The organism is Collinsella sp. LCP19S3_B6 (assembly GCF_052121815.1).
In the GTDB taxonomy this organism is placed as follows: Bacteria; Actinomycetota; Coriobacteriia; order Coriobacteriales; family Coriobacteriaceae; genus Collinsella.
In genome coordinates, this window is sequence record NZ_JBQKDN010000001.1 from 1 (window position 1) to 11267 (window position 11267).

Consider the following 11267-nt stretch of genomic DNA (forward strand, 5'->3'; position numbering starts at 1 on the left):
TCTCTCTAAGAATGTATCTCCCTAGAAAGGAGGTGATCCAGCCGCACCTTCCGGTACGGCTACCTTGTTACGACTTCACCCCCCTCACCCTCCACACCTTCGGCGCCTCCCCCCTTGGCGGTTGGGCCGGCGACTTCGGGTGCAGACGACTCGGGTGGTGTGACGGGCGGTGTGTACAAGGCCCGGGAACGCATTCACCGCGGCATGCTGATCCGCGATTACTAGCAACTCCGACTTCATGGGGGCGGGTTGCAGCCCCCAATCCGAACTGGGGCCGGCTTTCCGGGATCCGCTCCCCCTCGCGGGGTGGCATCCCTCTGTACCGGCCATTGTAGCACGTGTGCAGCCCAGGGCATAAGGGGCATGATGACTTGACGTCGTCCCCGCCCTCCTCCGCCTTGACGGCGGCGGTCCCGCGTGGGTTCCCGGCATCACCCGATGGCAACACGCGGCGGGGGTTGCGCTCGTTGCGGGACTTAACCCAACATCTCACGACACGAGCTGACGACAGCCATGCACCACCTGTATGGGCTCCTCTCGGCCACGGGGTCTCCCCCGCTTCACCCATATGTCAAGCCCTGGTAAGGTTCTTCGCGTTGCTTCGAATTAAGCCACATGCTCCGCTGCTTGTGCGGGCCCCCGTCAATTCCTTTGAGTTTTAGCCTTGCGGCCGTACTCCCCAGGCGGGACGCTTAATGCGTTGGCTGCGGCACGGGGGGATCGTCCCCCCACACCTAGCGTCCATCGTTTACGGCTGGGACTACCAGGGTATCTAATCCTGTTCGCTCCCCCAGCTTTCGCGCCTCAGCGTCGGTCTCGGCCCAGAGGGCCGCCTTCGCCACCGGTGTTCCACCCGATATCTGCGCATTCCACCGCTACACCGGGTGTTCCACCCTCCCCTACCGGACCCAAGCCGCGGAGGTTCCGGGGGCTTCGGGGGGTTGAGCCCCCCGCTTCGACCCCCGGCCTGCCGGGCCGCCTACGCGCGCTTTACGCCCAATGAATCCGGATAACGCTCGCCCCCTACGTATTACCGCGGCTGCTGGCACGTAGTTAGCCGGGGCTTCTTCTGCAGGTACAGTCTCGTCTCTTCCCTGCTGAAAGCGGTTTACGACCCGAAGGCCTCCGTCCCGCACGCGGCGTCGCTGCGTCAGGGTTGCCCCCATTGCGCAAGATTCCCCACTGCTGCCTCCCGTAGGAGTCTGGGCCGTGTCTCAGTCCCAATCTGGCCGGTCGGTCTCTCAACCCGGCTACCCGTTGTCGGCACGGTGGGCCGTCACCCCGCCGTCTACCTGATGGGCCGCGGAGCCATCCCCTCCCGTCGGGGCTTTAGCCCGGGCGCCATGCGGCTCCCGGGGGTATCCGGTATTACCCGTCCTTTCGGGCGGCTATCCCGGGGGAGGGGGCAGGTTCTCCACGTGTTACTCAGCCGTTCGCCACTCGCTTCCACCCGGAGGTGGGTGCCGTTCGACTTGCATGTGTTAGGCGCGCCGCCAGCGTTCATCCTGAGCCAGGATCGAACTCTCCGTCCAAAGTAAATGGGCCTCGAGCCCGTCCGGTCCTCTCAGTCATTCGCTGATCGGTTCCGTTCGATTCATATGGTTCTGTTTGATAGGAAAAGGAATTTCTCGGGGCCGCCTCTCGGCGGCCTTGCGAAAAACGAATCCAAGTCAGACCATTTCAAATGGTTCGATGTCTGCCCGGATGCGACACATCTGGTGTGTCCATCCTCGCAGTATCCGGTTCTCAAGGTGCACGCCTGCGCCGGTTCCCGGTCCGACCGGGCCGCGCGGCAAGGAGATATATTGCCAGACCGGAGGGGCCCCGGGGGCGGGAATCCAGCACTCCATATTTTGTTCACAAATGAACCAATCCTTCAGCTGTTCCACTGAAGTCATATCTGAAGCATTGGCTTCCGGTATTGGCGATGACCAGCTGGTTTATAGGTGTTGAGGTATCGGTCATCTCTGGTGCGCTACTTTACTCTAACGGCATCTGGTTTTGGTTTCCTGTCGGTAAAAGGCTGGTTTTGGCCGCCAGGCGTCCTTATATATAGAGAAGATCGGGTTCGAACCCGTGCACCGGCAACAAAAAAAGCGGCCGGCATCCGCCAGTCGCTTTTCTATTCTATGGTGGGCCGTCAGGGGTTCGGGCCCGCTGCGCGGGCGGCCGCTTCGGCGCCTCCGCGCCTCGCGCGCTGCGCTGGCAAACGCTGACGCGTTTCCTCAGCTCCGCGCCCTTTCGGGTTCGAACCCGTGCACCGGCAACAAAAAAAGCGGCCGGCATCCGCCAGTCGCTTTTCTATTCTATGGTGGGCCGTCAGGGGTTCGAACCCTGGACCTTGGGATTAAAAGTCCCCTGCTCTGCCAGCTGAGCTAACGGCCCGCGGATGGCATTGTACCACGGTCTGAGACTATTCCCAACTCCATTGGCCGTTCTGGAAAATCACAATTTCACGTCCATCAGGTGTAATGCCCGTAATATCGATGTCGTCCGTGCCAATCATAAAGTCAACGTGCGTGCTCGAAACGTTGACTCCGTGCTCCAGAAGCTCCTCTTTGGACATGTCATACCCGCTTTCGATGCACTCGGGAAAACCGACACCCAACGCAAGGTGACAGCTGGCGTTCTCGTCATAGAGTGTGTCGTAGAACAGAATGCCGCTTTCACGAATTGGTGTGTTCTTGGAAATAAGCGCGACCTCGCCCAGATGAGCAGCACCTTCATCGGTTTCAATAATGCTCGCAAGCGTTGCCTTACCCACGCGAGCGTCATAGTCCACTACGCGGCCGTTCTCGAACTTAATCCAAAAATTGTCAACCTTATTGCCGTGGTGAATGAGCGGCATAGCCGAGTACACGATGCCGTCGGCGCGCATACGATCGGGCGAGGTGAAGACCTCCTCGGTGGGAATGTTGGGGAAGAAAGGGTGACCGTCGGGAGTTTTTCCCTTGCCGCCGGCCCACTCATGGCCTTTCGTCATTCCAATCGTCAGATCAGTTCCGTTCGAAGCGGTGTAGTGCAGGCAATCAAATTGATTATCGTTTAGGAAGCGCAGGTTCTTTTCGAATGTGGCGTCATGGAGCTCCCAGTCGCTCTCCGGGTCCTGGCCATCAGCACGAGCGGTGTGCAGAATCGCATTCCACAGCTTATAGACTGCAACCTCATCGGCGTCTCCCGGGAATACCTCGCGCGCCCAAGCAGCGACCGGAGCGCCGGCGATGCACCACGGGTTAATGTTGTAGTCCAGTCCACGGCGGAAGACCTTACACTGCATGTTCCTCGCCTTAGAAGCTGCGGCAGGCTTAGCGGGATCGATACCCTTGAGGGCAGCAGGGTCCGTGCCCTCAATAAAGATAAAGCAGGCACCGTCCTGGGCAAACGAATCCAGCTGTATGCGCTTCCACTCGGGAGTCTGCTCAAAATAGCTTTTCTCGACATGCTCGTAGGTAAGCCTCGTCACGGCATCGTCAGCCCAGATGACCGTCACGTGACCGGCGCCGGCGTCATAAGCCTCCGCAACCACCACGCGCGCAAATGACGCGCACTCGACGGGAGACTGAACGACGACCTCCTGACCGGGCTTAACGTTGACGCCCTTGCGGACAACGAGACGCGCATAATTTTTAATCTTGGGCTCCAGGGACTTCATACCCTCCAGAGCCTCTTCGACCGTCAGGGCAGCTCGAATCATGTGCCACTCCATCTATCTACAGGACAGTAAAAAGGCGCGCCGCAAAAAACGACGCGCCTTATATCTTAGCGATATCTGTAGGTTGTAACGCTACTACTTCTTCTTGGAGGCCTTCTTGTCCTCTTTGGCAGCCGAGCGCTCGATAATAGCGTTGAGCTTGTTATCGGACATGCCCTCGGCCTGCGCGCGATACATATTACGCAAGGGACGGATGCGCACGAAGTCGTAGATGAAGTCACCCAGAATGACGATGTAGGACAAAACAATGCCGGCCATCTGGACGGGGCTGGACACCATGCCAGCGGGAGCGAAGTACAGCGAAGACCAAATGGCCACGACGAGCACCATGCCGATAGTAAGCACGGCCCACCAGATGCGACGGCGCTTGGTGTAGTCCTCATCCTGCTTGAGAAGGATGCTCGACACCGTGTAGATGCGGTCCTCCTTGGCGCGCCGCTTAGCCTTGCGGGCGCGCTTCTCCTCTTTAGAGAGGCCCTCAAGGCTCTCGCCCTTCTCGAGCTCCTTGCGGCGTGCCTTGGATGATGCCGGCACGACGCGAACAGAACTCGCTGCCTGACGAGCTGGCTTGGCGGATGCGGCGGACTTGCGCGCAACCCCGGTAACCTCGTGGGATTGCGTGCGCTTGTTCGTGGCGCTGCGGGTACTCACTTACGCGTTCTCCTTCATGCTTGTAAACTGGGAGCCCGTGATGATCTGGAAGGCCTCGCGATAGCGCTCGGACGTGCCATCGATGACCTCGGCGGGCAGATGCGGGGTCTCCCCCGTCATATCCCAGTTGGCCTTGAGCCAATTGCGGACGAATTGCTTGTCGTAGCTAGGCTGAATCTTACCCTCCTCGTAGCTGGCGGCAGGCCAGAAACGGCTGGAGTCGGGCGTGAGGCACTCGTCGATCAGCGTGACCTTGCCATCGATGACACCAAACTCAAACTTGGTGTCGGCAATGATGATGCCACGGGTCGCTGCATACTCGGCGGCAGCCTTGTAGATCTTAAGAGATAGATCGCGGATCTGCGTGGCGATGTCCTCGCCAACGATCTCGCAGCAACGCTCAAACGAGATATTCTCGTCGTGATCACCGATCTCGGCCTTCGTGGACGGGGTGAACAGCGGCTCGGGGAGCTTGGAGGCCTCGGTCAGGCCCTCAGGCAGCTGGATGCCGCAGACGGTGCCGTTCTCGTCGTAGGTCTTCTTGCCCGAACCGGTCAGATAGCCGCGGACGATGCACTCGATAGGAATCGTCTGGGCCTTCTTAACCAGCATGGCGCGGCCTGCGAGATAGTCACGATACTCGGCAAACTCCTTGGGGAAATCCGCCGGATCGATGGAGACGAGGTGATTGGGGACGATATCGGCAAACTTGTCGAACCAGAACGCCGAGATACGGTTGAGCACCTCTCCCTTAAACGGAATTTCGTCGGGAAGAATAAAGTCGAACGCAGAAATGCGATCGGTGGCGACCATCAACAGGTTTTCGCCGGCATCGTAGATATCACGAACCTTGCCACGGGAATCCGGACGACGCTCCATCGTTGTCACGTGAGTCACTCCTTACCTAAATACGACAGAAATGCGGGTTCTTTACCGCACGTTTTCGCAAACTCGGAGCGGCAGGGACGCGGTCCCTCCTTCACCGAATAGCGAAAAGCTAGTGCTCCATTGTAGTAGATGCCGCGTCCGCCGTGTGCTCGCGGGGCAGATGAATCGTAAAAGTCGTACCCTTTCCAAGCTCCGACTCCACGGATATGTAGCCATGGTGACGCTCGACGATCTGTTTAGTTACGGCGAGGCCGACGCCCAGGCCGCCAGCTTCGCGGGCGCGGCTGGCATCGGCGCGCCAAAATCGTCCGAAGATACGCGACAGATCGTCCTTGGCAATACCGATACCGGTATCCGAAACGGCAATACTGACATGCTTGCGGTCACTGAGCACCGACACTACGACCCAACCGCCCTCGGGGGTGTAGCGCATGGCGTTGCTCATGAGGTTGATGACGCATTGCGTGATCATGTCGGGATCGGCCTCGACGACATCGTCGTGCCCCTGGGTTTCATCTGCAAAGCGAAGGCGAAGGTCACGGTCGGCAAACAGACGCTCCTGGCCGTTCACAATCGATCGCACGAACGGAACCATGTCCACCGGTTCGAGATTGAGCGGAGCCGTGCTGTTTTCCATACGCGATAGGTCGAGCATCTGCTGCACCAAACGAGCGAGGCGACGCGTCTCGGAAGCGACCGTCTCCAGATGCTCGTCGTCGGTGGGGTACACGCCGTCTTGCATGGCCTCGACCGTTGCAAGCATGGCCATGAGCGGTGTACGAAGCTCGTGTGCGACATCCGAGGTCAGGCGCTTTTCGTGCTTCATATCTTTCTCGAGCGAGGTGGCCATCTCGTCAAAGGTCTCACCCAGCTGGTCGATTTCGTCATCGCCGCGCAAGCCCGTACGAGCAGACAGATCGCCGTCGCGAATTTGCTTGGCTGTGCTCGTAATACGATGAATCGGCTTGGTAAGCATGCGCGACACGAGCGATCCGATAACGACCGAGATGCAGATTGCAACAACCGCGGCAAGAGCCATGGCGTTAAAGGTCTTCTCCCTAAACGCAGAATCTGCCTTAGTGAGCAGAGCGTCGGAGCCGATAGCCCATAGCTTTACCTGTCCGACATGCTCGCCAGAGGACGTAACGATTTCGACGTTGGCAACGCTATCGGAGTCGGTGGGCGCTGACGAGACCGGGCTATGCGAGGCCTTTTTACCGCTCGAGCTGCTCGACGGCAATTCGCTCTCGCGCACATCGGCGGTCGCACTTGCCGAAGGCCATGAGTCGTCATAAACGACAACGCCCTTTTTGTTGACGACCTGCATACCCAGGTCGTCGGACACCAAGCTCGATGTCGCGACCGTGCGCAGCTCGCCCGCAGTCCAATTGCCGTTTTCCTCATACGACGTCGCAAGCTTTTCGGCAGCAGAATTGGCGATCTCGACGATATTGGAGCGCGTGTAATCCGAAAAGACGGTACCCCACACAACGGAGACAACGCCCACCAGCACCAATACCGTCATGAGCGATGTCAGGGCAAAAGCCAAAGCCATACGCGAGGGATAGCTCATCGCCGGCCGTGAATCGGAACGAGGCGTGTTCCAACTTGCCTTGGAACCCGCCTCGTTCTCCTGCTTGTGCTTTTGTCCGATTTCAAAGCGCGCAGGTGTCATATGTGATTTACCTATTTCTCGTCCGACTTATCGGTCTTGGCCGGAGCCTCGAAGCGATAACCGACGCCGTGAACGGTATAGAGCCACTTAGGCTTCTTGGGGTCGTCGCCCAGCTTGGCGCGAAGGTTCTTCACGTGGCTGTCGATGGTGCGCTCGTAGCCCTCAAAGTCGTAGCCGAGCACCTTCTCGACCAGCTCCATACGGTTATAGACGCGACCGGGATGGCGAGCAAGCGTGGTAAGCAGCTTAAACTCGGAAGCGGTCAAATCAACTTCCTTGCCCTCGACCAAGATCTTGTGGCCCGAGATATCGATGACCAGATCGCCAAAGTCGAGTACCTCAACGGCGGGCTCGTCTGCCTGGTGAGCACGACGGAACAGGGCGCGAACGCGGGCGACGAGCTCGCGCGGCGAGAACGGCTTGATCAGGTAGTCGTCGGCACCAAGCTCGAGGCCGATGATGCGATCCTCGATCTCGCCCTTGGCGGTAAGCATGATGATGGGCACATCCGAGGTATCGCGGATAGTGCGGCAAACGCGCTCGCCGGGGATCTTGGGGAGCATAAGGTCGAGCACAACCAGGTCGAACTGGTGCTTCTCGAACTCCTCGATCGCAGACTGGCCATCGCCAACGCCAACAACCCAGTAGCCCTCGCGCTCGAGATAGGCAGCGACAGCGTCACGGATCGCCTTCTCGTCCTCGACCAGCAGAATCTTTTTTGCATCTGAAGCCATAACACGGCCCCCCTGTCTCAATTAGCTAAGAACAAGCCCATTTTAACGCACCTGAGCCCACCGGGCATCGCATGGGCGCGACAGCTCGGCGGGCGGTACTCACGGTTACAATGGGCTTATTCCCCCGTTGGCGCCTTTTTAACCCCTCGGCGCTAAAGAGAGAACAGGCGAGCGGTAACCGTCTCGGGAATTCCTTGGCTATTACGCACCGTGGCATAGGTTAAAAACGTATTCGATTTTCCCGCCGTAGCTGGATAATCGCCATATTCGAGAGCGCGGTCGGGCGACAGCAGCGAACCATAGGTTTTAGCGGAGGTATCGATCAGAAAATGCGATGCCTGAACCTTAACCAGATATTTGCCCTTCCTGCCGGCGGCGCACGCAAGCGGTTCGCGCGATAGAAATTGATACGGTCCGCCCTCGTTACCAATGTAGGTACCCATATTGCCCAGGCCGCCCACGCCGGCATAGGTCGCCTCAATGGAGAACACAAACGTATCGCCCATATATACGGCCTCGAAAGGTGACACCGACGAAGGAAGGACCAGCTGAGCCCTCTTGGTATTGTTGCCATCCGTCAGGTCGATCGCCGTCATGCCGTAGTAGACGCCCTCGTCATTGCGCACGCGGGGTGAGATAGTCAGGATGCCATCGCTCACGCGCGGTGCAGACGCAAAGCGGCCTGTCGACTTCCAGATTGCCTCCGCTTTAGATTCATCGAGCGAACGGCGGTAGCAATATGAATCGCTGCCGGTCTTATTGCCACCGGTCGAAGGCATCTTGTACCAGATGACCGACGAGTCAAAGGCGGTAAACAGCGGAGGGTCGTAATCCTCACCGCCGCGATCAAGCTCAACGGCATTACCAGTAAGCGCCGCGCCCGACAGGGTTTGCGCATAGAGCTTCCACGACGAATTCGCGTAGTTCATCTCAACCCACGCAAACACACTATCGGTGGCGCGAACGTCGTAAAACGCATAACCGGAACCCTCGACAGGATCGTCAATCAACGTGGTGAGTGAGCCGTCCCCCATGTTGAACACGCCAAGCGTGTTGGCATGCAGCGCAGATGCGGGCGCCATCATCGCCGCAGCGTAACCGCCATCGCAGTAGTACAGCAGCGTCCCCAATGGCAACGTCCACGACGCCGTCGGCTTAAGATCAATGTCGACGGCCTCATACTCTTCGGTAATCGAGACGATCTTGGAATCATCTTTGATAACCTGCGGCTCACCGGCAGCATCATCGCTGGTGCCCGTTTTTTTCGAGCACCCCGCAAGCAGCGTGGCAGCACTCGCGGCAGCACCACCCAACACAAATCCTCGGCGCGTTACCCCATTCTTAACGCGATCAAAAATACTCATTAGGCAATCTCGGCACGCGCGGCCTCGATGGCACGCGTAAGTTGGTCGGCACAGGAGGTCTTTTTCGTGCCGCACGTATTGCCGGCCAACACCTCAATCACACGATCGGAAGAAGCACCTTCGACCAATTTAGAGATGGCCTTGAGGTTGCCGTTGCAGCCGCCGGTAAACTCAACGCCCAGCACTTTGCTGCCGTCATCGGAAAGATTGAGGTGAATATTGCGAGTACACACGCCCTGGGGCTTGTAATCAAACGAAATCATGCGATCTCCTTCTCAGAATGTCATTCGAGACGACTATTATCCCCGTCTTTCCATAAATGCAACGAGGCGCTTTACCGGCAACACACATTACCAGCAAAGCGCCCTAAATAGCTAACGTTATGCCCGAACCTACTCGAAGCTCAGCTGCTCCAGACGATCGAAGACCGTATCGATGCGGGTGAGGAAGTCCCACGGATCAAAGATCTCGTCGAGCTTCTCCTGGCTGACGGTGCAGCGCGGATCGGCCTCGAGGCGCTCCTTGAAGGTGGGGCCGGAAACGCAGTCCTGCACCTCATGCCAGGTCGCCATGGCGTTTTCCTGCACGATTGCGTAGGCGTCCTCACGGGTAATGCCCGTATCGACGAGGGCCAACAGAACCTTGGAGGAGAAGATGAGACCGCGGGTCTTGTTGAGGTTGGCCATCATGCGAGCCGGATACAGCTGGAGGCCATCGATAACGCGGATAAGGCACTGGAACATGTGGTCAAGCGCGATAAAGCTATCGGCCTGGGCGACGCGCTCGGCAGAAGAGTGCGAAATGTCACGCTCATGCCACAGGGCGACGTTGTCGAAGGCGACCTGGGCGTTGGACTTCACGACGCGCGACAGGCCGCAGACCTTCTCCATGGTGATCGGGTTACGCTTGTGCGGCATGGCGGAGCTGCCCTTTTGACCCTTGCGGAACGGCTCCTCGGCCTCGAGCGTATCGGTCTTCTGCAGATTGCGAACCTCGGTAGCGATACGCTCGCAGGTGGCCGCCGTGGTGGCGAGGACGCCAGCGAGGTAGGCATGATGGTCGCGGCTGATAACCTGCGTGGACAGCGGGTCGTGAACCAAACCCAGGTGCTCGCAGACATACTCCTCGACAAACGGCTCGATGGAGCTGTAGGTGCCAACGGCACCCGAGATGGCACCGAAGGCGACGTTCTTGCGAGCGTCCTCAAGGCGATCCAGATCGCGCTTGAGCTCCCAGGCCCAAGAGCCAAACTTCATACCAAAGGTCATAGGCTCGGCGTGGATGCCGTGAGTGCGACCGGCGCAGAGCGTGTTACGCTCCTCGAAAGCGCGACGTTTGCAGATCTCGCCGAGTTTCTTGACGTCCTCGATAATTAGGTCGCAGGCCTGGGTGAGCTGATAGCACAGGGCCGTATCGCCCAAGTCAGAGCTGGTCATGCCATAGTGAACCCAACGGCTGGGCTTAGGCTCGCCCTCGGGAACATCGGCGTCGATATACTCCTTCATATTGGTCAGGAAGGCAATGACGTCATGGCGCGTGACTTCTTCGATCTCGTCGACCTTCGCCTTCTCAAAGTTGGCGTGGTCGCGGATCCACTGAGCTTCTTCTTTAGAAATACCGATCTTGCCGAGCTCCGCCTGGGCCTCGCAGGCCAGAACCTCAATCTCCTGCCAAATGGCGTACTTGTTCTCGAGGGAGAAGATGTGTCCCATCTCCGGGCGGGTATAGCGATCGATCATAGCGGCTCCTTTTTGGTTATTGGCACGTTGGTCGTAACTCAACCATTGTACCGTGCGCAGGTGCAAGTATAGGCAGCAGGTATTAACCTAACATTTTGCCATTTGCCTAACGTTCACACCCTGTCGGGTTCGAGTCCCGGCACTTTATTGAAAAAAGCACGACACCGTGATGGTGCCGTGCTTGTACTTTTAACTGGAGCGGGCAACGGGACTCGAACCCGCGAGTGTCAGCTTGGGAAGCTGATGCCTTACCACTTGGCGATGCCCGCATATGTGGGGGATAGTATAACGCGGTTGTCTTGTTTGATACAAGGGCGCCAACCCATGTTTTACGCATGGAAAAACATCTTCTTGTTGCTCGAATTGCGAAAACAGGGACTCGAGTAACCTGTTTTACACCGTCTTCTACCTGCTCTTTTGTTTGATTATCTAAAACCGGTCTCCATTTGTTGGGAACTTGGCAAGTTCTTGGTCAGCTCGCGGTACTTACCCGTATGACCCCCG

Annotated in this window: 8 protein-coding genes, 2 tRNA genes and 1 rRNA gene; all 11 read right to left on the reverse strand. The window is 58.2% G+C overall.

The window, feature by feature from the left end:
- Positions 1 to 25: 25 nt before the first annotated feature.
- Positions 26 to 1532, reverse strand: a 16S ribosomal RNA gene (locus tag ACTQWD_RS00005).
- A gap of 777 nt (positions 1533 to 2309) precedes the next feature.
- Positions 2310 to 2385, reverse strand: a tRNA-Lys gene (locus tag ACTQWD_RS00010).
- A 28-nt stretch (positions 2386 to 2413) separates the two neighbouring features.
- Positions 2414 to 3694, reverse strand: a complete 1281-nt coding sequence (locus tag ACTQWD_RS00015) for an aminopeptidase (RefSeq protein ID WP_441558980.1) — start codon at positions 3692 to 3694, stop codon at positions 2414 to 2416.
- Positions 3695 to 3787: 93 nt separating this feature from the next.
- Complete coding sequence (locus ACTQWD_RS00020) at positions 3788 to 4363, reverse strand: hypothetical protein (protein WP_427717870.1); 576 nt, start codon at positions 4361 to 4363, stop codon at positions 3788 to 3790.
- Positions 4364 to 5242: a phosphoribosylaminoimidazolesuccinocarboxamide synthase gene (locus ACTQWD_RS00025; protein WP_154516897.1), complete on the reverse strand. Its 879-nt coding sequence runs from the start codon at positions 5240 to 5242 to the stop codon at positions 4364 to 4366.
- Between the two features lie 118 nt (positions 5243 to 5360).
- Entirely contained in the window at positions 5361 to 6926 is a 1566-nt protein-coding gene (locus ACTQWD_RS00030; RefSeq protein WP_154516828.1) for a sensor histidine kinase, read from the reverse strand.
- A gap of 11 nt (positions 6927 to 6937) precedes the next feature.
- Positions 6938 to 7660 (reverse strand): response regulator transcription factor, encoded by a 723-nt coding sequence (locus ACTQWD_RS00035; protein ID WP_006236208.1) that lies wholly within the window; start codon positions 7658 to 7660, stop codon positions 6938 to 6940.
- 152 nt (positions 7661 to 7812) lie between these two features.
- Entirely contained in the window at positions 7813 to 9024 is a 1212-nt protein-coding gene (locus ACTQWD_RS00040; protein ID WP_427748135.1) for a hypothetical protein, read from the reverse strand.
- Positions 9024 to 9287 carry a TIGR03905 family TSCPD domain-containing protein gene (locus ACTQWD_RS00045; RefSeq protein WP_427794045.1) on the reverse strand — a complete coding sequence of 88 codons (264 nt, stop codon included), beginning with the start codon at positions 9285 to 9287 and terminating at the stop codon, positions 9024 to 9026. Before ACTQWD_RS00045 ends, ACTQWD_RS00040 begins: the two co-directional genes overlap by 1 nt.
- Positions 9288 to 9416: 129 nt before the next feature.
- Positions 9417 to 10763: an adenylosuccinate lyase gene (gene purB, locus ACTQWD_RS00050; protein WP_154516820.1), complete on the reverse strand. Its 1347-nt coding sequence runs from the start codon at positions 10761 to 10763 to the stop codon at positions 9417 to 9419.
- A 194-nt stretch (positions 10764 to 10957) separates the two neighbouring features.
- A tRNA-Gly gene (locus ACTQWD_RS00055) sits at positions 10958 to 11032 on the reverse strand.
- Positions 11033 to 11267 lie beyond the last annotated feature (235 nt).

Bases quoted from the DNA above. Each gene is read 5' to 3' on its own strand.
- ACTQWD_RS00015 (WP_441558980.1), bottom strand. From the start codon at position 3,694: ATGATTCGAGCTGCCCTGACGGTCGAAGAGGCTCTGGAGGGTATGAAG.
- ACTQWD_RS00025 (WP_154516897.1), bottom strand. From the start codon at position 5,242: ATGGAGCGTCGTCCGGATTCCCGTGGCAAGGTTCGTGATATCTACGAT.
- ACTQWD_RS00030 (WP_154516828.1), bottom strand. From the start codon at position 6,926: ATGACACCTGCGCGCTTTGAAATCGGACAAAAGCACAAGCAGGAGAAC.
- ACTQWD_RS00035 (WP_006236208.1), bottom strand. From the start codon at position 7,660: ATGGCTTCAGATGCAAAAAAGATTCTGCTGGTCGAGGACGAGAAGGCG.
- ACTQWD_RS00040 (WP_427748135.1), bottom strand. From the start codon at position 9,024: ATGAGTATTTTTGATCGCGTTAAGAATGGGGTAACGCGCCGAGGATTT.
- ACTQWD_RS00045 (WP_427794045.1), bottom strand. From the start codon at position 9,287: ATGATTTCGTTTGATTACAAGCCCCAGGGCGTGTGTACTCGCAATATT.
- purB (WP_154516820.1), bottom strand. From the start codon at position 10,763: ATGATCGATCGCTATACCCGCCCGGAGATGGGACACATCTTCTCCCTC.